The 22,040-nt window shown below is 73.7% G+C and carries 21 protein-coding genes and 1 riboswitch; of the genes, 6 read left to right on the forward strand and 15 right to left on the reverse strand.

Annotation, left to right across the window (positions count from 1 at the left end):
• Positions 1 to 21 precede the first annotated feature (21 nt).
• The gene (locus tag ACP7TJ_RS08335; protein WP_093768026.1) at positions 22 to 825 is read right to left on the reverse strand and encodes a lysophospholipid acyltransferase family protein; all 804 of its coding nucleotides are present in this window, start codon (positions 823 to 825) and stop codon (positions 22 to 24) included.
• 208 nt (positions 826 to 1,033) lie between these two features.
• Here ACP7TJ_RS08335 and ACP7TJ_RS08340 point away from each other — a divergent pair, with 208 nt between their 5' ends.
• Together ACP7TJ_RS08340 and ACP7TJ_RS08345 are read left to right on the forward strand one after the other, a co-directional pair.
• Positions 1,034 to 1,831, forward strand: coding sequence for an alpha/beta hydrolase (locus ACP7TJ_RS08340; RefSeq protein WP_093767972.1), 798 nt, complete (start codon positions 1,034 to 1,036; stop codon positions 1,829 to 1,831).
• Positions 1,824 to 2,408, forward strand: a complete 585-nt coding sequence (locus ACP7TJ_RS08345) for a hypothetical protein (RefSeq protein ID WP_093767971.1) — start codon at positions 1,824 to 1,826, stop codon at positions 2,406 to 2,408. Before ACP7TJ_RS08340 ends, ACP7TJ_RS08345 begins: the two co-directional genes overlap by 8 nt.
• Before the next feature lie 6 nt (positions 2,409 to 2,414).
• Here the strand turns inward: ACP7TJ_RS08345 and ACP7TJ_RS08350 are convergent, their stop codons facing one another.
• The 6 genes from ACP7TJ_RS08350 to ACP7TJ_RS08375 all read right to left on the reverse strand — a co-directional run bounded on the left by ACP7TJ_RS08350 (position 2,415) and on the right by ACP7TJ_RS08375 (position 7,703).
• Entirely contained in the window at positions 2,415 to 3,173 is a 759-nt protein-coding gene (locus ACP7TJ_RS08350; protein ID WP_167742833.1) for an endonuclease/exonuclease/phosphatase family protein, read from the reverse strand.
• Positions 3,174 to 3,269: 96 nt separating this feature from the next.
• Positions 3,270 to 4,223, reverse strand: a complete 954-nt coding sequence (locus ACP7TJ_RS08355) for an ROK family glucokinase (protein WP_093767969.1) — start codon at positions 4,221 to 4,223, stop codon at positions 3,270 to 3,272.
• Between the two features lie 117 nt (positions 4,224 to 4,340).
• A complete protein-coding gene (locus ACP7TJ_RS08360; protein ID WP_427767306.1) occupies positions 4,341 to 4,832 on the reverse strand; it encodes a DUF5304 domain-containing protein in 492 nt (163 codons plus the stop codon).
• A gap of 253 nt (positions 4,833 to 5,085) precedes the next feature.
• A complete protein-coding gene (locus ACP7TJ_RS08365; protein ID WP_189912197.1) occupies positions 5,086 to 6,237 on the reverse strand; it encodes an ArsA family ATPase in 1,152 nt (383 codons plus the stop codon).
• A gap of 82 nt (positions 6,238 to 6,319) precedes the next feature.
• Positions 6,320 to 6,763, reverse strand: coding sequence for an SRPBCC family protein (locus tag ACP7TJ_RS08370; RefSeq protein ID WP_167742836.1), 444 nt, complete (start codon positions 6,761 to 6,763; stop codon positions 6,320 to 6,322).
• Positions 6,764 to 6,905: 142 nt separating this feature from the next.
• The gene (locus tag ACP7TJ_RS08375) at positions 6,906 to 7,703 is read right to left on the reverse strand and encodes a metallophosphoesterase family protein (protein WP_093768024.1); all 798 of its coding nucleotides are present in this window, start codon (positions 7,701 to 7,703) and stop codon (positions 6,906 to 6,908) included.
• A 297-nt stretch (positions 7,704 to 8,000) separates the two neighbouring features.
• Between ACP7TJ_RS08375 and ACP7TJ_RS08380 the strand changes: the two genes are divergently transcribed.
• The gene (locus ACP7TJ_RS08380; RefSeq protein ID WP_367423644.1) at positions 8,001 to 9,797 is read left to right on the forward strand and encodes an AMP-dependent synthetase/ligase; all 1,797 of its coding nucleotides are present in this window, start codon (positions 8,001 to 8,003) and stop codon (positions 9,795 to 9,797) included.
• Positions 9,798 to 9,913: 116 nt separating this feature from the next.
• Here ACP7TJ_RS08380 and ACP7TJ_RS08385 read toward each other — a convergent pair whose 3' ends face one another.
• The gene (locus ACP7TJ_RS08385; protein ID WP_390921679.1) at positions 9,914 to 11,056 is read right to left on the reverse strand and encodes a glycosyltransferase family 4 protein; all 1,143 of its coding nucleotides are present in this window, start codon (positions 11,054 to 11,056) and stop codon (positions 9,914 to 9,916) included.
• 121 nt (positions 11,057 to 11,177) lie between these two features.
• On the opposite strand from ACP7TJ_RS08385, the gene ACP7TJ_RS08390 reads away from it, so the two are divergent.
• Entirely contained in the window at positions 11,178 to 12,413 is a 1,236-nt protein-coding gene (locus ACP7TJ_RS08390) for a glycosyltransferase 87 family protein (protein ID WP_427762655.1), read from the forward strand.
• Between the two features lie 75 nt (positions 12,414 to 12,488).
• Here ACP7TJ_RS08390 and ACP7TJ_RS08395 read toward each other — a convergent pair whose 3' ends face one another.
• The 5 genes from ACP7TJ_RS08395 to ACP7TJ_RS08415 form a co-directional block, all read right to left on the reverse strand.
• Complete coding sequence (locus ACP7TJ_RS08395) at positions 12,489 to 13,679, reverse strand: hypothetical protein (RefSeq protein ID WP_387789295.1); 1,191 nt, start codon at positions 13,677 to 13,679, stop codon at positions 12,489 to 12,491.
• Positions 13,680 to 13,712: 33 nt separating this feature from the next.
• The gene (locus ACP7TJ_RS08400; protein WP_427762657.1) at positions 13,713 to 14,726 is read right to left on the reverse strand and encodes an NlpC/P60 family protein; all 1,014 of its coding nucleotides are present in this window, start codon (positions 14,724 to 14,726) and stop codon (positions 13,713 to 13,715) included.
• 212 nt (positions 14,727 to 14,938) lie between these two features.
• Entirely contained in the window at positions 14,939 to 15,979 is a 1,041-nt protein-coding gene (locus ACP7TJ_RS08405; protein WP_048456776.1) for a C40 family peptidase, read from the reverse strand.
• Positions 15,980 to 16,210: 231 nt separating this feature from the next.
• Positions 16,211 to 17,554: an NYN domain-containing protein gene (locus ACP7TJ_RS08410; protein WP_367486926.1), complete on the reverse strand. Its 1,344-nt coding sequence runs from the start codon at positions 17,552 to 17,554 to the stop codon at positions 16,211 to 16,213.
• A gap of 67 nt (positions 17,555 to 17,621) precedes the next feature.
• Positions 17,622 to 17,861 (reverse strand): hypothetical protein, encoded by a 240-nt coding sequence (locus ACP7TJ_RS08415; protein ID WP_019522002.1) that lies wholly within the window; start codon positions 17,859 to 17,861, stop codon positions 17,622 to 17,624.
• Positions 17,862 to 18,016: 155 nt separating this feature from the next.
• On the opposite strand from ACP7TJ_RS08415, the gene ACP7TJ_RS08420 reads away from it, so the two are divergent.
• A complete protein-coding gene (locus ACP7TJ_RS08420) occupies positions 18,017 to 18,754 on the forward strand; it encodes a rhomboid family intramembrane serine protease (RefSeq protein ID WP_167742841.1) in 738 nt (245 codons plus the stop codon).
• Positions 18,751 to 19,032: an Lrp/AsnC family transcriptional regulator gene (locus ACP7TJ_RS08425; RefSeq protein ID WP_019522004.1), complete on the forward strand. Its 282-nt coding sequence runs from the start codon at positions 18,751 to 18,753 to the stop codon at positions 19,030 to 19,032. The genes ACP7TJ_RS08420 and ACP7TJ_RS08425 overlap by 4 nt, the downstream gene beginning before the upstream one ends.
• A 102-nt stretch (positions 19,033 to 19,134) precedes the next feature.
• Here ACP7TJ_RS08425 and ACP7TJ_RS08430 read toward each other — a convergent pair whose 3' ends face one another.
• Together ACP7TJ_RS08430 and trpD are read right to left on the reverse strand one after the other, a co-directional pair.
• Positions 19,135 to 20,499 (reverse strand): aminotransferase class V-fold PLP-dependent enzyme, encoded by a 1,365-nt coding sequence (locus ACP7TJ_RS08430; RefSeq protein WP_266545590.1) that lies wholly within the window; start codon positions 20,497 to 20,499, stop codon positions 19,135 to 19,137.
• A gap of 172 nt (positions 20,500 to 20,671) precedes the next feature.
• A riboswitch (SAM riboswitch) is annotated at positions 20,672 to 20,788 on the reverse strand.
• Between the two features lie 92 nt (positions 20,789 to 20,880).
• Entirely contained in the window at positions 20,881 to 21,945 is a 1,065-nt protein-coding gene (gene trpD, locus ACP7TJ_RS08435; RefSeq protein ID WP_189912193.1) for an anthranilate phosphoribosyltransferase, read from the reverse strand.
• Positions 21,946 to 22,040 lie beyond the last annotated feature (95 nt).

Raw genomic sequence — 22,040 nt, forward strand, 5'->3', positions numbered from 1 at the left:
CCCCGGTGCGTGCCGGGTCCCCTACCGCTCGGACGGTCCCCCGGCCTGTCCCCGGTCCGCCTGCTCCATGGCCGCCCTGAGCTTCTCCGCCTGCTCCTTGTCGGCCCGGGCGACGGCGGCCCTGGCGGCCTTCTCCGCTTCCCTCTCGGCCTTGGCCGCCTCGGCGAGCTGCCGCTTCATGGCGGTGGCGTACATGTCGACGTACTCCTGGCCGGACAGCTTCATGATCTCGTACATGACCTCGTCCGTCACCGCGCGGAGCACGAAGCGGTCGTGCTCCATGCCCTGGTAGCGGGAGAAGTCGAGGGGCTTGCCGATCCGGATGCCCGGGCGCATCAGCTTGGGCACGACCTGCCCCGGGGGCTGGATCTTCTCCGTGTCGATCATGGCGACCGGGACGACCGGCGCCCCGGTGGCCAGCGCCACGCGCGCCAGGCCGCCCGGCTTGCCGCGGTAGAGGCGGCCGTCGGGCGAGCGGGTGCCCTCGGGGTAGATCCCGAACAGCTCGCCGCGCTCCAGCACCTCTATGCCGCTCTTGATCGCCGCCTCGCCGGCGCCGCGCGCCCCGGAGCGGTCCACGGGGAGCTGGCCGACGCCCTTGAAGAAGGCCGCCGTCATCCTGCCCTTGACGCCCGGGGTGGTGAAGTACTCCGCCTTCGCGATGAAGGTGACCTTGCGGTCGAGCACCGCGGGCAGGAAGAAGGAGTCCGAGAACGACAGGTGGTTGCTGGCCAGAATGGCGGGGCCCTCGGCGGGGACGTTCTCCAGGCCTTCCACCCAGGGCCTGAAGGCGAGCTTCAGCGGCCCTCCGATGGCGACCTTCATCGTGCCGTACAACAACCGAGTGCCTCCTGTGCGTGTTGGTCAGACCATATCCCGGAGCGGCGCGGAAGGCCCCGACGGCCCTGGTCGGTGTCAGTGCGGTCGCGTACGGTGAAGGTCCTGCAATCCCTGTGCCGGCTCCGCGCCGGCCGAGACGACGTGCCGGACCGTCCACGAGTCCCAGGAAAGTCCCAGGAACAGGAGGCCGAAGGTGCCGCTCCTGACCGGAGCCGAGCCGTTCCGCCACGAGGGCGGGGATACCGCCGTCCTCCTCTGCCACGGCTTCACCGGTTCGCCGCAGTCCTTGCGCCCGTGGGCGCAGCATCTCGCCGAGCGCGGGCTGACCGTGTCGCTGCCTTTGCTGCCCGGGCACGGCACCCGCTGGGAGGACCTGGGGGTGACCGGCTGGCAGGACTGGTACGCGGAGGTGGACCGTGAGCTGCGGCTGCTGCGGGACCGCTCCGCGCGGGTGTTCGTGGCCGGGCTGTCGATGGGCGGCGCGCTGGCGCTGCGGCTGGCGGCGCTCCACGGCGACGCGGTGAGCGGGGTGATGGTGGTCAACCCGGCGAACAAGGTGCACGGGGTGGCCGCGCACGCCCTTCCGGTGCTGCGCCATCTCGTCCCGGCGACCAAGGGCATCGCGAGCGACATCGCCAAGCCGGTGACCCGGGAGCTGGGGTACGACCGGGTGCCGCTGCACGCGGCGCACTCGCTGCGGAACTTCTTCCGGCTGGTCGACCGTGAGCTGCCGCAGGTCACGCAGCCGCTGCTGCTGATGCGCAGCCCGCAGGACCATGTGGTGCCGCCGGCCGACTCGGCGCGGATCCTCTCCCGGGTGTCGTCGGCGGACGTCACGGAGGTCCTGCTGGAACAGAGCTACCACGTGGCGACGTTGGACCATGACGCGGAGCTGATCTTCCGGGAGAGCACCGCGTTCATCGGCCGGCTCGCACCCGGCGCCGTCAGGGATCCCGGTCTCGGCAAGGAAGGGACGACCGCAGGTGGCTGAGCACGACTCGGACCGTGAGGGCCGCGAGCCGGAGGAGAAGGGCGTCCCCTTCGACGAGGCCGCCGCGTGGGAGGCGATCGTCGCCGGGTACGGCGAGGAACCGCCGGACCCGCCGGGCGCCAAGCCGTTCAAGTCGGTGGAGGACCTGGCGCTGCTGGAGTCCGAGACCAACGACGAGGACGGCGCCGGGACCAAGGCGCCGCCGCGGAAGGCGGAGGAGGAGCCGCCGGCCAGGCCGCTGGGCGGCTCGGTGGCGTTCGCGCCGGGTGTCGGCCCGCGGGACTACAGCGTGGCGGAGCCGGCGGAGGAGGACCTCGGCGAGAGCGACGAGGGCCACTTCGTGCCGCCGGAGCCGCCGCCGCTGCCGGAGGCGGACGTGACCTCCAGGTTCGCCTGGCTGGGGGTGCTGGGCGCCCCGGTGCTGCTTCTGCTGGCGATACTGCTGGGCTGGGAGATGACCTGGTGGCTGACCACCCTGTGCATCGGCGGCTTCCTGGGCGGCGCGGTCACGCTGGTGATGCGGATGCGCACGGACGACGAGGACGACGAGGACCCGGGCCGGGGCGCGGTGGTCTGACCGCCCTCACGCGGCCGCCGGGACCTTGAGGGCGGCCAGGACGGGCAGGTGGTCGGTGGCCGCCCGCAGGTCCGCCTGCGTCACCCCGGGCTGGTCGTGGGGCACGCCGCAGCCCAGCACCTCGACGCCCTGGGTGACGAACAGGGCGTCGATGCGTTGGGGCGGGTCGCTGTGCGTCCAGGTGTGCTCGCCGCCCCAGGGCGCGGCGGTGCGGCAGTCCGTCAGGGTGCCGGCCAGCCGCCGGAAGGTGCGCCCGGCCGGCTCGTCGTTGAGGTCGCCGCCCGCGACGGCGTGGTCCACGCCCATTCCGGCCACCCGGTCCAGCAGCATCCCGCCCTGCTCGTGGCGCTCGCCCTTCTCCAGTGACAGATGGCAGCTCAGCACGCCGAGCCGGGCCCCGCCGAACCGTACGACGGCGGTGGCGAAGCCGCGCCGGTGCTGCCCCGGGGTGAGCGGCAGCAGCACGTCCTCGGTGCGTTCGACGGTGGCGCGCAGGGAGCACAGCAGGGCGGGCCCGGCCGCGGTGGCGCCGCCGGACAGGATCACCAGTCCGGAGTCGGAGGCGAGCCGGGCGAGTTTCTTGCGCCAGCGGAAGAACCGCGGCGCCTCCTGGAGCAGCACCAGGTCGGGCGCGCAGGCGCCGATCACCCGGGCGAGGGCGGCGGTGTCGTCCTTCATCGAGCGGATGTTGTAGCTGAGCACCCGGACGACGGCCGAGCCGTCGGCGTCGGTGCGGGACCCTGGCAGCAGCTCGGTCGTCGCCATGCGGATCAAGATACGCCGCCGCGGCGTCCGGGAAACGGCGACGCCCGCCGTTCCCCTCGGGGGTCGGGCGGGCGCCGGCCGGGTGCCGATGTGCCGTCACATGATCGGGTCGGGCTCGCGGGCGAGGTCGGCCGCGCCGACCAGGCCGGCCTTGTTGCCGAGCTGGGCGCCGAGGACGTCGGCGACGGGACGCCAGTTCCCGCCGACCAGCCAGCGGCGGTACGACTTGCGGATCGGGCCGAGGACCAGCTCGCCCTCGTCGGAGAGGCCGCCGCCGACGATGAAGGCGGACGGGTCGAACAGGGAGGCCAGGTCGGCCAGGCCCGCGCCGACCCAGCGGGCCAGCTCGCGGTAGGAGTCGACGGCCACCCGGTCGCCCTGGCGGGCCGCCATGGAGACGTGTTTGCCCTCGATGCCGTCGGGGGTGCCGTCGCCGAGGGAGAGCAGGGTCTGGGCCTGCTCCGGGGTGGCGTTGGCGCGCTGCTTGGCGTAGCGGACGAGGGCGCGGCCGGAGGCGTACTGCTCCCAGCAGCCCTGCGAGCCGCAGCCGCACAGCAGGCCGTCCGGAACCATCCGGATGTGGCCGAACTCGGCGGCCACGCCGAAGTGGCCGCGGCGCAGCTTGTTGCCGATGATCACGCCGCCGCCGAGGCCGGTGCCCAGGGTGATGCAGATGACGTTGCGGTGGCCCTTGCCCGCGCCGAACTTGTACTCGCCCCAGGCCGCCGCGTTGGCGTCGTTCTCCACGACGACCGGAAGGCCCACGCGGGCCTCGACCTTCTCCTTGAGCGGCTCGTTGCGCCAGTGGATGTTGGGGGCGAAGTAGACCTCGGAGCGCTGGCGGTTGACGTATCCGGCCGCGCCGATGCCCACGCCGACGATGTCGTGTCCGGCGCGTGCTCCTTCCACCGCGGAGGCGATGGCGTCCACGATCTCCTCGGGCGTGCCCGGGGTCGGCACCTTGTGGGTCGAGAGGATGGTGCCTTCCTCGTCGACCACGCCGGCCGCGATCTTGGTGCCGCCGATGTCGACGCCGATGGTGAGTCCCATGAATCCCTCAGTTTCGGTCGAGCCCCGCTACGCCAACGGTACCCGAGGTGACGGGCGCGCCGTCCCTGTGTCCGCAGGCCGGGCGGCCCGGCACGGCCGAGGGGGTCCGGGCGGTGCTCAGTCCAGGTCGATGCGCTCGCCGGGGCCGGGTTCGTCCCCGGGGTCGCGGCGCTCCCCGGGGTCGCGCGGCGGGGTGTCGCGCGCCGTCCAGCGGCGCTCCTGGTCCTGCACGGCGGAGCGGTAGGCGGCGAGGAGTTCGCTGCCCGCGGCGGCGAGGTGGTCGAAGACGTCCGGGTTGCGTTCGATGACGGGTTCGACGGCGGCCTTCGCCTGCTGCACGACCTGGCGGACGACCTGCTGGGCGGCGGGTCCTGCGACCGCGCCGAGCAGCGGGGACTGCAGGTCGGAGAGTTTGCCGGCGACCGCGTCGACGAGCTTCCTGAACTCTTCGGCGGCGGAGCCGGGGGGCGTGCCGTGGCGGGCGCGGCGGCGGGCCCGCTCGGCCTCGAGGTCCTCGGCGGCCGCGGTGGCCCAGGCGTCGGCGTGGACCTCGGAGGGTGCTGCGGCGGGCGCGTCGGCGCCGGCTTCGGAGGGTGCTGCGGCAGGCACGTCGGAGGGCGCGTCGGCGTGGTCCTCGGCGGCCGCGGCGGCCCAGGCGTCGGCATGGACCTCGGCGCGGTCCTCGGAGGGTGCCTTGGCGGGGGTCTCGGCGCGGTCTTCCCGGGCGTCGTCCGCCCGCTTGCCGAAGGTCTCGTCGCCGGCCTCGTTCCCGGTGTCGTCGGGCGGGGGGAGCTGTTCGCTCATGACGGACTCCTTGACTGCGGGTGGCCCCCTCGACGGTACCCGAACGGCCGTCGCGGCTTCACCGGGTGCGCGGCCAGAGCTCCGGATCGGGCCGGAAGCGGATGCGCAGCTCGCCCTCGCGCAGGGCGGCGCCGTCGACGGTGCAGCGGCGCAGCGCGGAGGGCAGCGGGACGACACGGCGGAACGGCCCGGCGGTGACGGTCAGTTCGTCGCCGCGGCGGACGAGGTCGAGGGTCTCGCGGCGGGCGCCGGGCAGGGGGAGGTGCCAGACCAGGACGCCGTCCTCGGCGATCCGGTCGGCGAGGGGCCACCGGACCGGGCCGGTGGCCGCGGGGGCGGCGGGCACCGCGAGGGCGGCGAGGTCGTCGGCGCCGCGGGGGTCGCGGCCGAGGTGGGCGACGGGGTGCACGGGGTGCTCCGCGCGCCACTCGTCGAGCGCCTTGCGCTGCTGGGCGACGGGCCCGGCGAGCCAGTCGGCCGCCTCGTTCTCCGGCAGCACCCGGTTGGCGACGACCGTGTCCAGGCGCAGCCCGCGCAGGGCGACGCCGAGGGCGGCGGTGCGCAGGGCGTCGGCGCCGGCGGGTCCCGGTTCGGCGACCAGGCGTACGGCGGTGCCGCGGTCGGCGAGGAGGGCCTCGACGGCGGCGAGCTGGAGGTCGAGGCGGGCGGCCGTCTCGTAGATCCACTCCGCGGGCATCGGGACGCCCGCGAGCCGCCCGAGCACCGGGCGCAGCGCGCGGGCGGCCTGCCGCTCGGGCGGCAGCAGGCGGCGCAGGACGCGGCGCAGTTCCTCGGGCAGGGCGAGGAGGGCGAGCGCGCGCGGGGCGGCGGGAAGGTCGACGACGAGGAGGTCGTGGTCGTCCTCGGAGGCGGCGGCGTCCCGCAGGGCGCGCAGCACGGCGAGTTCCTCGGCGCCGGGAAGGGGGCCGGTCTCCTCGGGGGCCAGACGGGAGGCGCCGAGCAGGTCGAGCGCACCGCCCGCGCGCTCCTGCAGCGCGGCGAGGTCGGCGCGGAACCCCGCGTCGGGATCGACCCGCCGCACGGTGAGCCCGGGCACGTCCGCGTCCCCGAGCACCGGCCCCAGGGTGTCCCCCGGATCGGTGCCCACCAGCAGCGTGCGGGCGCCCTCGCGGGCGGCGGCGAACGCGGTGGCGGCGGCGACAGTGGTACGGCCGCTGCCACCGGGGCCCGTGATCAGGAGGGTACGCATGAGGCTGAACGCTACCGGCCGCCCAGGCGCCCCGTATGCGCCCGCACCGGGGCGTGGCCGCGGAGGCGGGCGCCGGACGTGACTACTTGCCGCCCGACTCCACGCGCTTCTTCAGGCCCGCCAGTGCGCGGTCGATGATGACCTTCTCCGCCTTGCGCTTGATCATGCCGAGCATCGGGATCTTGACGTCGACGGTCAGGCGGTAGGTGACCTCGGTGGTGTCCGCGCCGGCGGGGGTGAGGACGTAGGAGCCGTCGAGGGAGCGGAGCATCTGGGACTTGACCAGGGTCCAGGACACCTCGTGCGGGCCGCTCCAGGTGTACGCCAGGGTCTGGTCGTCCTTGATCGCGCCGGCGTCCATGACCAGGCGCACCTGCTCGGCGCGGCCCTCGGCGTCGGTCCCGAGGACCTCCGCCTCCTTCACCTCTCCCGTCCACTCGGGGTAGCGGGCGAAGTCGGCGATCACCCCCATCACGTCGGCCGGTGCCGCCTCGATGGTGATGCTCGAGCTGGTGTGTTCCGCCATCGCCGTGGCTCCTCCAGATGCGGGCCGGTAGGTCGTCCTCGCCGTGCGTGGGCCGGACAGCGCACGCACGTGCAGCGGAAGGCTACCGCGCACCGTCGGTGCCGAGATCACCCGACCTGGGGCGTCGGCGCCCGGGGGCGTCTCAGAACTCCAGCGCCCAGGGCCGGCCGGTGCTCGCGAAGTGCCCCACGTTGACGCATTCGGTGGCGCCGATCCGCATCCGCCGCACCAGCGGCTGGTGGACGTGGCCGAACAGCGAGTAGCGGGGCCGGGTCCGGCGTATCGCGTCCAGCAGCGCCGTGCTGCCCCGTTCGAAGCGGCGGGCGACGGTGTCGTAGACCAGCTCCGGGACCTCCGGAGGGATGTGCGTGCACAGCACGTCGACCTCGCCGACCGCCTCGATCTTCGCCGCGTACTCCTCTTCGTCGATCTCGTACGGCGTGCGCATCGGGGTGCGCAGGCCGCCGCCGACGAAGCCGAAGGTCCAGCCGCCGATCTCCACCCGCTGCCCGTCGAGCACGGTGGTGCCGGGTCCGGCGTACTCCCGCCACAGGGGCGGCACGTCGACGTTGCCGTAGGTGGCGTACGTAGGAGTGGGGAAGGCGGAGAACAGCTCCGCGTACTGTTTCCGCACCGCCGTCTCGATCGCCGTCGCGCGGTCAACGCCGATGCCGGCCCATAGCCCGCGCTGGAAGTCCCGCGCCTCCTCGAAGCGGCGGGCGGTGCGCAGCTCCACGATGCGGTGGGCGTTCTCCGTGCCGAACAGGTCGGGGAAGATGCCGCGGGAGTGGTCGGCGTAGTCGAGGAACAGCACCAGGTCACCGAGGCAGACGAGGGCGTCGGCGCCCTCCTTGGCGCGGGCGAGGCCGGCCGCGTTGCCGTGAACGTCGCTGACCACGTGGACGCGGGTGCGCGGGCCGCCGCCGGGTGAGGATGCCATGGCGATCAAGCGTAATCGGGTCCGGCGCACGGGAACAATGGCGGCCCTACCTGCGGTTACTGGCTCGCTGGTTCCGCTGTGGACTACTGTGCGCAATGAAACACCAACCTGTGTGACGCAGCGAACATCTGGCAGGGCCCCCCTGTCGTGACAGCCATACCGGCGGGTAACGTCCGGGCAGTCCAGTCGTGCTCGGGATTTCAACCAGTGAATTTCGCGAGCACCCGCCCGAGCCTTGGACCGCACCGTCGCATCGCACAACGTCGTGGCGCCGGCGCCCTAAGAGGAGCAGCAGTCTTGCGCGAGTTCAGCCTTCCGGCCCTGTACGAGGTCCCCGCGGACGGCAATCTGACCGACATCGTCCGCAGAAACGCCGCGCAGCATCCCGATGTCGCCGTCATGGCCCGCAAGGCCGGCGGGACGTGGCAGGACGTGACGGCCACCACCTTCCTCGCGGAGGTGCGGGCCGCCGCCAAGGGTCTGATCGCGGCGGGCGTGCAGCCCGGCGACCGGGTCGGCCTGATGTCCCGCACCCGCTACGAGTGGACGCTGCTCGACTTCGCGATCTGGAGCGCCGGCGCGATCACCGTGCCGGTGTACGAGACCAGTTCGGCGGAGCAGGTGGCGTGGATCCTCGGCGACTCCGGCGCCACCGCCTGCCTGGTGGAGCTCGACGCCCACGCGGCGACCGTGGAGTCCGTGCGCGACCGGCTGCCCGCGCTGAAGAACGTCTGGCAGATCGAGGACGGCGGCCTGGACGAGCTGGGCCGCCTCGGCGCGGACGTCGGCGACGAGACGGTCGAGGAGCGCTCCTCGGTCGCCAAGGCCGACGACCCGGCGACCATCGTCTACACCTCCGGCACCACCGGCCGCCCCAAGGGCTGCGTGCTCACCCACCGCAGCTTCTTCGCCGAGTGCGGCAACATCGTGGAGCGGCTGCGTCCGCTGTTCCGCACCGGCGAGTGCTCGGTGCTGCTGTTCCTGCCGCTCGCCCACGTCTTCGGCCGGCTGGTGCAGATCGCGCCGATGATGGCGCCGATCAAGCTGGGCTGCGTCCCCGACATCAAGAACCTCACCGACGAGCTGGCCGCGTTCCGCCCGACGCTGATCCTCGGTGTGCCGCGGGTCTTCGAGAAGGTCTACAACTCGGCGCGCGCCAAGGCGCAGGCGGACGGCAAGGGCAAGATCTTCGACAAGGCGGCGGACGCCGCGATCGCCTACAGCCAGGCGCTGGACTCCCCGTCGGGCCCGTCGTTCGGCCTGAAGGTCAAGCACAAGGTCTTCGACAAGCTGGTCTACGGCAAGCTCCGCGCGGTGCTGGGCGGCCGCGGCGAGTACGCCATCTCCGGCGGCGCCCCGCTCGGCGAGCGGCTGGGTCACTTCTTCCGCGGCATCGGCTTCAGCGTGCTGGAGGGCTACGGCCTGACCGAGTCCTGCGCGGCCACCGCCTTCAACCCGTGGGACCGCCAGAAGATCGGCACGGTCGGCCAGCCGCTGCCCGGCTCGGTGGTGCGCATAGCGGACGACGGCGAGGTGCTGCTGCACGGCGAGCACCTGTTCAAGGAGTACTGGAACAACCCCGGCGCGACCGCCGAGGCGCTGGCCGACGGCTGGTTCCACACCGGGGACATCGGCACCCTGGACGAGGACGGCTACCTGCGGATCACCGGCCGGAAGAAGGAGATCCTGGTGACGGCCGGCGGGAAGAACGTCGCCCCGGCGGTCATCGAGGACCGCATCCGGGCGCACGCGCTGGTCGCGGAGTGCATGGTGGTCGGCGACGGGCGGCCGTTCGTGGGCGCGCTCATCACCGTCGACGAGGAGTTCCTGGCCCGCTGGTGCGCCGAGCACGGCAAGCCGGAGGGGTCGACGGCGGCGTCGCTGTGCGAGGACCCGGATCTGCTGGCGGCGATTCAGCAGGCCGTGGACGACGGGAACGCGGCGGTGTCGAAGGCGGAGTCGGTGCGGAAGTTCCGGATTCTTCCGGCGCAGTTCACGGAGGAGTCGGGGCATCTGACGCCTTCGCTGAAGCTGAAGCGGAACGTCGTGGCGAAGGACTACGCCCACGAGATCGAGGCGATCTACGCCAAGTAGCGCCGACTGGGGTGGGGTGCTCGCCGTTGGCGGGTGCCGCGCCGTGGGGGTCGTTCGCGCAGTTCCCCGCGCCCCTTGCAAACGAGAAGCCGCCCTCTTCGAGGGCGGCTTTCGCGTTACAGCAGGGTTTTCAACTCGTCGGCGAGGAGGTCCCAGCGCCATTTCTCCTCGACCCATTCCCGGCCTCGGCGGCCCATGCTGCGGCGCAGTTCCTCGTCGGACAGGAGGGCGATGACGCGTTCCGCCGTCTCGGCGGGCGCGTCGCCGCGGACGACCCAGCCCGTTTCGCCGTCGAGGACGGCGTCCGGGGCGCCGCCGGAGTCGCCGGCGACGACGGGGAGGCCGGTCGCGGAGGCCTCCAGGTAGACGATGCCGAGGCCCTCCACGTCCAGGCCGCCGCGCCGGGTCCGGCAGGGCATCGCGAAGACGTCGCCTGCGCCGTAGTGGGCGGGCAGCTCGGACCAGGGGACGGCGCCGGTGAAGCGCACGGAGGCGGCGACGCCGGTGTCGGCGGCGAGGCGGCGCAGGTCCTTCTCGTAGGGGCCGCCGCCGACGATCAGCAGGACGGCGTCCGGCTCGGCGGCGAGAATCGCGGGCATGGCGCGGATCAGCGTGTCCTGGCCCTTGCGCGGCACGAGCCGCGAGACGCACACGACCACCGGGCGGTCGGTCAGCCCGAGCCGGGCGCGCACCTCGTCGCCGCCGGAGCCGGGGTGGAAGGTCTTCTCGTCGACCCCGGGCGGCAGCTGCACCATGCGGGCGGCGGCCTCGGGGGTGAGGGCGCGGGCGATCCGGGAGCGGGTGTACTCGCCGAGGTAGGTGATCGTGTCCGTGGACTCCCCGATGCGGCGCAGCAGCTGCCGCGCGGCGGGCAGCTGGGCCCAGCCGGCCTCGTGGCCGTGGGTGGTGGCCACGATCCGCTCGGCCCCCGCGCGGCGCAGCGCCGGCGCCATCAGGCCGAGCGGGGCCGCCGCCCCGAACCACACCGAGGTGCAGCCGTGCTCGCGCAGCAGTCCCACGGCCCGCCGGGTGGCGGCCGGGGTGGGCAGCAGCATCGTCGTACGGTCGCGGACGACGGTGAACGGCTGCTCGGCGTCGAAGGCGGCGGTCGCCTCGACGCCCTCCCGGGTGCGCTTCCAGGTGGAGGCGTAGACGACCACGCGCTCCGGGTCCAGGCGCAGGGCCATGTTGTGCAGGAAGGCCTGGATGCCGCCGGGCCGGGGCGGGAAGTCGTTGGTGACGATCAGGGTCTTGTGCATCGCCGCCGACCCTACCGAACGGTTGTCGCGCGTCCGCCACGGCGCTGCTCGGTGGCATGCGCACCGGCTTCCGGGACATCATGGCCCCTCATCGACCGCACACGGGACGGGCAGGAATCACGTGGAACCGACGGCCGCACGGGGGTCCCTGGCAGGACTGCTGGGGATCTGGGGCGTGACGCGCGCGGCGCTGCTGCTGTGCGTGCTGAAGGTGGTGGTCTTCCCGGGGCCGGACGTCACCAGCGACGTGTCGGTCATCTACCGGGGCTGGTACGACGTCCTGGTCACCGGAACGTTTCCGCAGGACGACGTGACCTGGCAGTACCCGCCCGCCGCGGCCCTGGCGGTGCTCTCCCCCGCCGTCCTGCCGTTCCTGGAGTACGCCACCGCCTTCTTCGTGCTGGCGTTCGTGGCCGACGCGGTGACGCTGGCGCTGCTGCTGCGCGGGGCGCGCGGCGCGGGCCGGTGCCGGCGCGGGGCGTGGCTGTGGGTGGCGGGCGTGCCGCTGCTCGGTCCCACGGTGTACGCCCGCTACGACGTGATGGTGACCGCGGTGGCGGTGGCCGCGCTGCTGGCGGCCGGCCGGCACCCCCGGCTGGCGGGCGCGCTGATGGCGTTCGGGGCGCTGCTGAAGGTGTGGCCCGCGTTGCTGCTGCTCGCGGTGCGCAGACGGGCCGCGTGGGTGTCGGCGGCGGTGACCGGCGTGGTGGTGGCCGGGCTGTTCGCGGTGCTGATGCCGGGCGCGTTCGCGTTCCTGGGCTTTCAGCGGGACCGGGGCACGGAGGTGGAGTCGCTGGGGGCGCTGGTGTTCCACGTGGCCCGGCACCACGGCTGGGAAGGGGAGGTGCTGCTGAACTACGGCTCGGTGGAGTTCCTCGGGCCGTACGTGAGCTGGGTGTCCACCGGGGCGCTGTTCCTGACCGGGGCCGCGCTGGCCTGGCTGGTGCTGTGGCGGCTGCTGGCGACCCGGTTCGCGCCGCACACCGCGGCGGACGCGGCGTTCACGGCGGTGCTGCTGTTCACGGTCACCAGCAGGGTGATCAGCCCGCAGTACATGGTGTGGCTGGTGGGGACGGCGGCCGTGTGCCTGTGCTTCCGGGAGAGCCGGATGGGGCGTCCCGCGGCGCTGGTGCTGGCCGCGTGCCCGGTGACGACGCTGGAGTTCCCCGTGTGGTTCGGGAGCGTGGTGGCGAGCGACGGGCTGGGGATCACGCTGCTGGCGGTGCGCAACGGGCTGCTGGTGGCGGCATCGCTCCTGGCAGCACGCGCCCTGTGGTGCGCGACGGTGCCGGGCCGGCGGGAGGTTCCCTCGGCTCCGGGCCCGTCGTGGGCGGAACGGACGACGGTGCCGTCGTAGCGCCCCGAAGGGGCGCGGGGAACTGCGCGCCCAGCCCAGGACGGCCCGCACCCGCCGACGAAACCCCACCCCACGTCACCGCAGCGCACCCTGCACGAAGTCCCGCCACTGCAAAGTGAACTCCTCCGGCGTCACCCCGAGGACGCGGCTCATCGCGTCCTCGACAGCCCCCTCCCGCTCCTCATGCGCCCCCACGGCGCGATAGAACGCCCCCAGCCGCTCCTCCCCCCACCGGTCCGCGATCATCCGGCACGCCAGCCAGCTCCCCTCGTACGCCCGCGCCAGCCCCTCCGCGTCGCCGGTGAAGCCGAAGTCCTCGTCCTCGGGGAGCGCGTCGGGCACCTCGCCCCGCCCGACGGCGTGCGCGAGCTCCGGCGCGGCCTCGGCGGGGGTGCGGCCCGCGCCGCGGTAGCCGACCCAGTCGGCGTACCCCTCGGACAGCCACAGCGGGGTCGCGGCGGAGGTGTGGGCGCGCGTGGCGACGTGGGCGGTCTCGTGGGTGAGGACGACCTGCCGCCCGGAGTCGCCGAGCAGCGCGAAGGCGTCCGGGTTGACGATCACCCGGTCCGCGGGCGCCCTCGGACCGCCTCCGGTCGCCCCGGTGGTGACGGCCGCGATGCCCCGGTAGGAGGACGGGGGCGAGCCGAGCAGGCCCGCCATGCCCTCCAGGGTCTCCGGGACGAGGACGACGACGCTGCGGGCCCACCGCGGGCCCCAGGCGTCGGAGACGGCGGGCACCGCGCGGTCGGCGAGCTCGGCGTAGTCGCGCAGGGCCTCCTCGGACCGCCCCACGCCCAGCACCAGGCTGCGCTCGCCGCGTACGGCCCGCGCGCGCCCCTGATCCCAGAGCTGCTGGCTCGACTCCCCGGCCGGGCGGTCGGACTCCACCGACCAGCGGCCGTCGCGGTCCCGGCTGAGGCTCAGGGTGCGGGCGGTGACGACCGGGGAGCGGTCGTGGCCGTCGACGCGGTAGCTGAGGTCGGCGGCGGCGGTGGCCCGGTCGCCGGTACGGTCCAGGGCGGTGAGGCGGTAGGACCAGTCCGCGAGGGGCACCGCGCGCAGGTTGTCGAAGCCGTCGCGGGTGCCGGTGCGGGCGTAGGCGGCGGCGTCACGGTCGAGGACGGCCTCGGCGCGCCGGTCGAGCAGGGACTGCACCTCCGCGCGGGCGGTGTCCACGGCGGGCCCGCCGCCGCATCCCACGAGGGCGGCCAGCAGCAGGCACAACGCCGCCACCGCCGCCTGCGACACCCGCGTTCGACCGGCCACCTTTCCGAGGGTACGGGCGCGGGCCCGCGGGAGTCAGACCCTGGTGACCGAGGAGACCGGCATCATGCCGACCGGGTCGTAGCGCACGGGTGCGCCGGGGTACGGCGCGTGGATCACCTGGCCGTTGCCCATGTACATCGCCACATGGGAGGCGTCGGAGCGGTAGAGGACCAGGTCGCCGGGGCGGGCCTCGGACAGCGGGACCTGCCGGCCGGCGTACCGCTGGGCCTGCGAGGTGCGCGGCAGCGCGACCCCGGCCTGCCCGTACGCCCACTGGGTGAGCCCGGAGCAGTCGAAGCCGGACGGGCCGTTGGCGCCCCACACGTAGGGCTTGCCGAGGGCGGAGCGGGCGGCGGCGACGGCGGCGGCCGCGCGGCCGGAGGCGGGGGCGCCGCCGGGGCCGAGCAGGTCGGTGCGGCCGGAGCGGGAGGCGCGGTCCCAGGCGGCGCGTTCGCCGGCCGGGAGGGAGCCCAGCAGCCGGCGGGCCTCGGCGAGCTTGCGCTGCACGGTCCGCTTGTGGGTGGCGGCGGCCTTGCGGCTGCGTTCGAGGGCGCCGAGCCGCCCCGCCGCCTCGGCGCGGTCCTGGGACAGCGAGCGCAGGGTGCCGCGGAGCCTCTTCAGTTCGGCGGTCTGGTGGACGCCGATCCGGTCGAGGACGGAGGCCTTGCGCAGATAGTCCTCCGGGTCCTCGGAGAGCAGCAGGGCGAGGGCGGGGTCGAGGCCGCCGGAGCGGTACTGGGAGCCGGCGAGCGAACCCAGGGCCTCGCGCATGGTGTTGACCCGCTGCTGTTTGCGGGCGATGACGTCCTGGGCGTCGGCGATCTCCCGGCGCAGGGCGTCGGCGCGCTCGTCGGCCGCGTTGTAGGCCTCGGTGGCCTTCTCCGCCTCGCGGTAGAGGCGGTCGACCTCGGTCCGGGTGTCCTCCTGGGGCGCGGCCGTGGCCGGTGCCGCGCCGAGGGCGGTGGCGGCCGCGGAGAGCAGGCCCAGGGCGAGGGCGGTGGTCCGCTCGGGCCCTGAGGACGGTGCGGTACGGCGATGGGACCCCACGGGAAGTCGCGCTCCTTCCGCTGGCGGACAGGGAAACGCGGCAGACAGTAGCCGTCGGGGCCGCCCGCGGAGCCACGGCCAGGGCGGCACACACGGTGACGCCCCGCCGTTGACCTGGGTCGCGGCGGGGCGTGGAGGTGGTGCGGGGCCGCCGGGAATCCCCCGAACGGGGGCACCCGGGGCGGTGTCCGGTCAGGCGGACGCCGGTCAGGTCAGACGCGGACGCCGAACATGAAGGGGCCGCCGATGGTGTTCATCGACTCGTAGCGCACGACGGTGCCGGTGCGGGGGGCGTGGATGATCTGGCCGTTGCCCGCGTAGAGGCCCACGTGGTGCAGGTCGTTGAAGAAGAACACCAGGTCGCCGACCTTGAGCTGGTCCACCGAGTAGATCTTGGTGCCGGCGCCGGTCTGGGCCTCGGAGGTGCGCGGGATGCCGACACCGGCCTGCGCGTACGCCCAGGAGGTCAGGCCCGAGCAGTCGAAGGAGGACGGGCCGGTGGCGCCGTAGACGTAGGGGGTGCCGAGCTTGCTCTGCGCGGCGGCGAACGCGGCGGCGGCGCGGCCGGAGCCGGCCGGGACGTTGACCGAGAGGGCGTCGCGCTCGCTGGCGCGGGTGGCGCGGTTCTGCTCCTCGGCGAGCTGCGCCTTCTCCGCGGCGGTGAGGCTGTTGAGCAGCTTCTGCGCGGAGGCGAGCTTGCCCTGGACCTCCTTCTTCTTCTTGCCCAGTTCGGCCCGGGTGGAGGAGAGGTCCTTGAGCTTCTCGGCGGCCTCGGCGCGCTGCTGGGCCAGTTCGCGCTGCTTCTCCTGGATCTTCTTCAGCGAGTCGACCTGCTGGGCGCTCAACTGGTCCAGGGTGGACGCCTTGTCGAGGTAGTCGTCCGGGTCGGCGGAGAGGAAGAGCTGGACCGAGGGGTCGATGCCGCCGCTGCGGTACTGGGCGCTGGCCATCGAACCGAGGCCGTCGCGCAGGTCGTTGAGCTCCTGCTGACCCTTGGCGACGTTGTCCTGGATGGTGGAGATCTCCTTCTGGAGCTTCTCCTGCTTCTCCTTGGCCCCGTTGTACTTCTCGGTGGCCTGCTCCGCCTGCTCGTAGAGCTTGTCGACCTTGGCCTTGACCTCGTCCTTGCTCGGCTTCTCGCTGGGGGCCGCGTTGGCGGCCTGCGAGCTCATGACGACGGCGGCAGCAGCGGCGGTGGTGAGCACGGTCACGCGTGCGCGGCTCGGCTGCTTGGGACGACGGTGGGACGCCACGGAGACGAGCTCCTTCTCGAGAGTGATCGCGCGAGCGAGGGTTCGAGGGCTGACCTTAGTGATTCTCTTGTGATCAGTTCAAATCCCCGGGCACAAAATCTCCGCTGCAGCGCGTTTATTACGTCCCAACTCACCTACAGTGACGGCTTCTTGACGCTACGTTGCGTGACGGTTCCGTCAATTCAGGCATTGATCCCGTACGTTGCACGAGGGACGGAAGTGCATCAGATATTAGGAAAGCCTTTTGAGGAGCACGGCGGAGGCGACGGGGCGCGCGCCGGCGCGTGCCACCCCGTCGGCGACCTCGCGGTCGGTGGAGGCGACGATGACCGGCCGCCCCGGAGGCTCGGCGCGCACGAGCTGGCGGATGAGCTCGTCGGCGGTGACGCCCGGCTTGGAGAACAGCACCCGCACCCCGCGCGGCGGCGCCAGCAGCACCGGCGCGGCCAGTTCGGCGCCGTCGAAGACGCAGGTGACCTCGGCGCCGGTCTGGGCGGCGAGCTGCGCGAGCTGGCCCAGCAGCCGCAGCCGCTGCTTCTCCAGCGGCATCTGCGGATAGCCGGTCTTGGTGACGTTGTAGCCGTCGACGACCAGATGCGCCTGCGGCAGGGCGAGGAGCTGGTCGAGGACGGCCGGGTCGTCCTCGGACAGCGCGCGGGCGGCGATGTCCTTGGGGGTCATCCGGCCCGGCTCCACGGCGTCCACGGTCTCCGCGGGCCGCACCGACACGGGCGGCAGCGCCAGTTCGCGCCGCAGCCCCTGGGCGGCGTCCAGCACGGTGTCGAGCAGCAGCCGTACGCGCATGTCCTCGACGCTGCGGCCCTCACGGGCGGCGCGGCGGGCGGCCTCCAGGGCGGCCTCGGTCTCCCCGAGCCGGGCCTTGAGGCGCCGGGTCTCGCTCTCGGCGGCGGACACCTGGGCCTGGCCCTCGGCGCGCACCGCCTCCATCTCGCCGCGCAGCTTGCGCAGGGCGGCCTCGCCGCGCTTGACGTCGGCGAGGGCGGACCGCAGCTTGCGGTGCAGCGAGTCGGTCTCCTTCTTCGCCGCGTCCAGCTCGACGCGCAGCCGCTCGGTCTCGGCGCGGGTGTGCTCGCGGGCCCGGTCCAGTTCGGCGCGCAGGCGCTCCAGCTCGGCGCGGGTCTCCTCGTCGGCGCGCTCGGCGTCGGCGCGCTGGGCCTCCTCGCCGGCGGCGGTGACCAGCTTGACCCAGCCCGGCGGGCGGAGCACGTAGGCCGCGGCCGCCACGTCGAGCGGGTCCGCGGCCGGGGGCGGGGAGCCGGAGTCGAGGGCGCCGGTCAGTTCCGGCTCGGCCTCTCTGAGCTTCTCCCCGATCCGCTGGCGGAACAGCGGATCGGTCTCCAGCGCCGCCGCCATCGCGTTCCCGGCGAACTTGGCGCGGCGGCTCGGGGTGAACCGGGCGTACTGCCTCAGCTGCGCGGGCAGCTCGACGACGGTGAGTCCGCCGAAGCCGTCCGCGACGATCTGGACGACCTTGCGGCGCACCCCGTCGGGCAGCGGACGGTCGAGCACCTCGGCGGCGCCGTCCTGCGGCCCCCCGCCCGTGGTCTCCACCATCCGTCACACCCCAATGCCTGTGTGCGGCCCCGTCCGCGGGGCCGCCGTCAGCGGGGCCGTCTCCGTCTCAGGAGCCGGCGCCCGGCCTGTCCACGAGTTCCACCTGGTCCACGGCGTTGCACCAGCGGCACCGCACCGACTCGATCGTCTCATCGAGCACCTCGCGCTCCTCGACCTTGGGCTCTCCGGCCAGATCGAGGTGCACGTACTCGACGACCTTCGACGAGCGGGTGACGTCGAAGCGGGTGAGGTTGCCGCAGAGGGTGCAGCGCCACCGCGTCGAGTCGGTCGGCAGGGGAACCGTCATCGTGGCTGTTCGCCTTTCTCCAGTGTCCTTGACGCACCGGACGGCCGGTGCGTGTGGCTCGTAACCCTACGGCCTGCCGGGCCCGCGGCGCCCGCCCGTCCACGGCGGCGAGGCGATCCGCACGGTTGCGTCCGGTTACGTCATGCTCTGTACCCATGATCCGTCACTGGACCGCGGCGGCCGCCGGGGCGCTGAGGACCACGCCCGCCCCGGTCACCCGCACCCTGATCGTGCTGTGCTGTCTGGTCTTCCTGATCGGGCCGGCCTCGGGGCTGCACCCGGCGCACGGCTCCGGGGAGGAACTGCTGACCGCGCAGCGGGACTACTTCCGCCGCTGGGGCGTCATCCCCGCAGACCTGTTCGACGGGTCCCCCGCGGCCGCCCTCACTCCCGCCACGGCGCTCTTCGTGCACGGCAGCTGGGTGCACCTGCTGGGCAACATGCTGTTCCTCCACGTGTTCGGGCCGATGACCGAGGCCCGGCTGGGCCGGGTGCGGTTCGCCCTCTGCTACGCGGGCTGCGGCTACCTCGCCCTGCTGGGGTACGCGGCGGCCAACGCCGGCTCGGAGCGCTCCCTCGTCGGGGCCTCGGGGGCGATCTCGGCGCTGCTCGGGGCGTTCCTCTTCCTGTTCCCCCGGGGGCGGGTCACCAGTCTGCTGCCGTTCGCCTTCTTCCTGCCGGTGCGGCTGCCCGCGTGGGCGGTGCTGCCGTTCTGGGCGGCGCTGCAGTGGGCGGCGGCCGGGCGCACGGCGGAGGGCGGGCCCGGGGTGGCCTATCTGGCGCACCTGGTGGGCTTCGCGCTGGGCTTCGGCTGCGCATGGGTGTGGCGCGGCGGGGCGACTACAGTGAAGTCCGCCCCTGCTCCGGCCCCCGAGGGAGAGAACCAGCCGTGATCACCGCGATCGTCCTCATCAAGACCAGCGTGGATCGGATCCCCGAGATCGCGGAACAGATCGCCGCGCTGGACAGCGTCAGCGAGGTCTTCTCCGTCACCGGCACGTACGACCTGATCGCCATGGTGCGGGTACGGGAGCACGAGGACCTGGCGGAGGTCATCCCCGGCCGGATCAGCAAGATCCCGGGCGTCGAGGGCACGGACACGCATGTGGCGTTCCGTACGTACTCCCAGCACGACCTGGAGGCGGCGTTCGCCATCGGGCTGGACAACTGACCTCCCGGGGCTCCGCCCCGGACCCCGCTCGTCACACGCCGGAGGGGCTGTGTACAGCCCGTCCGGCGTGTGCGGACGTGACCCGTCAGGGCCGAAGAACGGTCAGGCGCGCCCCGACGTGTCCGGCACACAACGCCCGTCCACCGTCCGGTACTTCCACCGCGCCCCGTCCCGCACAAGCTCCCGCACCGCCCGCACGAACCGCGAGACATGTTCCTCCGGCGTGCCGACGCCGAAGCTGACGCGGATCGCGTTCAGCGCCCCCGCCTCCGGCGCCCCGCACTCCCCCGCGCCGCCCGCGTCGCCGTCCAGCAGCCTCCGGACCAGCGGGTGCGCGCAGAACAGGCCGTCCCGTACGCCGATGCCGTACTCGGCGGACAGCGCCGCCGCGAAGTGGGAGCTGTTCCAGCCGTCGACCACGAAGGACAGCACCCCGACGCGGGGCGCGTCGTCGCCGAACAGGGACAGGAACCGCACCTCCGGCACGTCCGCCAGCCCCTCCCGTACCGCGCGGACCAGCGCGTCCTCCCGCGCGGCCAGCGCGTCGAAGCCCGCCTCGGTGAGCGCCTTGCAGGCGGAGGCGATCGCGTAGGCGCCGATGACGTTGGGCGAGCCGGCCTCGTGGCGGGCGGCGGTCTCGTGCCACTGCACGTCCACTCCCCCGTCCGCGCGCCGGGCCACCGTGCGGCTGGCGCCGCCGCCGGCGAGGTAGGGCTCGGCCTCGCGGAGCCAGTCGGCGCGGCCGGCCAGGACTCCGGAGCCGAAGGGCGCGTACAGCTTGTGGCCGGAGAAGGCGACCCAGTCGACGTCCAGGTCGCGCACGCTCACCGCGCGGTGCGGGGCGAGCTGGGCGGCGTCCAGCACGATCCGGGCGCCGTGCGCGTGCGCGGCGGCGGCGAGTTCGCGGACGGGCCACAGCTCGCCGGTGACGTTGGAGGCGCCGGTGACGCAGACCAGGGCCGGGCCGTAGGGGTCGCGGTCGGCGAGGGCGCGCTCCAGGATCTCGACGGCCTGCGCGGGGCTGCTGGGTGCGTCGAGGAAGGTCACCCGGCCCGCCCGCTGCCACGGCAGCAGCGCCGCGTGGTGCTCGGTCTCGAAGACGAAGACCTCGCAGCCGTCGGGCAGGGCGGCGGCGAGCAGGTTGAGGGAGTCGGTGGTGGAGCGGGTGAACACCACCTGGTCCTCGATGCGGCAGTCGAGGAACTCGGCGACGGTACGGCGGGCGTTCTCGAACAGGTCGGTGGAGAGCTGCGAGAGATATCCGGCGCCGCGGTGGACGCTGCCGTAGTAGGGGGCGTAGGCGGCCACGTCGTCCCAGACGCGCTGGAGGGCGGGGGCGCTGGCGGCGTGGTCGAGGGCGGCGTAGGCGACCTCGCCGCCGGTGACGAGGGGAACGGCGACGTCCCGGCCGAGGACGGGCAGCGGGGCGAGGACGGAAGGGTCGGCGGCGACGGTGGCGGCAGGCATGACGGACTCCCGGAGGGCAGGGGGGATCCCCGCGCGGGCGGACGGCGCGACGGCGGCGCTCCAGCGCGAAGGAGAAAGTGACAAGGGGTGTGCGGAGGCGGGGCTCGACGCCCTAGCGCATTCGCTTGCTCACAGAAGGCTCCTCGACGACCAGGACCCCTGGTGTGCGAGGGGTCCGCGCTTGCCGTGAGCCCTGCTGCCCACGGCCTGGTCCTCACCCGGGGCACCCCGCCACGGACGGAGGGTTGCCGGACAGCCGGCCGGGGCCTGATGGCTGTCACTCATGACCTGAGAGGGAACGTACGTGAGGTGACGGCCGTCCCGCAACCCGTATCCGGATGACGGGACGGCCGTACGGGGCCCGCATGTCGGCCCAGGCGTCTACGCGTTGGTGACGGCGACCCAGCGTTCGAGGACGCGCCTCGCGGCACCGGAGTCGATCGACTCGGCGGCCTTGTCCATCCCGGCGCGGAGCTGCTCGGTGAGGGTGCCGCCGCCGGGCTCCAGGGCCACTAGCGCCGCCGCGGAGTTCAGCAGCACCGCGTCCCGCACCGGGCCCCGCTCGCCGTCCAGCAGCCGGCGGGCGACCTCGGCGTTGTAGGAGGCGTCGGCGCCGCGCAGCGCCTCCACGGGGACCAGCTCGATGCCGACGTCGCGCGGGTCGAAGGTCTCCTCGGTGACCTTGCCGTCGCGGACCACCCACACCCGGGAGGTGCCGGTGGTGGTCAGCTCGTCCAGGCCGTCGTCGCCGCGGAACACCAGGGAGGAGTGGCCGCGCCCGGCGAACACGCCGGCCATGATGGGCGCCATCCTCGGGTCGGCGACGCCGACCGCCTGGGCCTTGACCTTCGCCGGGTTGGCGAGCGGGCCGAGGAAGTTGAACACGGTGCGGACGCCGAGCTGGCCGCGGGCGGCGGCCACGTGGCGCAGCGCCGGGTGGAACTTCACCGCGAAGCAGAAGGTGATGCCGGCCTCCTCGGCGACCTCGGCGACCCGGCGCGGGGTGAGTTCGAGGTTGACGCCCAGCTTCTCCAGGACGTCGGAGGCGCCGGAGGCGGAGGACGCGGCGCGGTTGCCGTGCTTGACGACCTTCGCGCCGGTGCCGGCGACGACGATCGAGGACATGGTGGAGATGTTCACCGTCTTGGCACCGTCGCCGCCGGTGCCGACGATGTCGACGGTGGCGCCGGGCACCTCGATGACGTTGGCGTGGTCGTAGAGCGCCCGCACACAGCCGGTGATCTCGTCGACGGTCTCGCCCTTGGCCCGCAGGGACACCGCGAAGCCCGCGATCTGCGCGTCGGTCGCCTCGCCCCGCATGATCAGGTCCATCGCCCACGCGGCGTCGTCGGCGGACAGGTCCCGGCCGTCGAGGAGGGTGTTCAGCAGGGCGGGCCAGGAGCGGCCCGCCGCGGTGTCGCCTCCAGCGGGGGTCACAGCGCTCATGGTCGCTCCTGACGGTCGTAGCGGGTGTCGGGGACCGGACGGGTCCCGCACCCACCCTATCCAGCCGCGGGCACGGCGAAGGGCCCCCGTCCGCA

Origin of the sequence: Streptomyces sp. DSM 41931 (assembly GCF_050271085.1) — a bacterium.
Classification (GTDB): domain Bacteria; phylum Actinomycetota; class Actinomycetes; order Streptomycetales; family Streptomycetaceae; genus Streptomyces; species Streptomyces albogriseolus.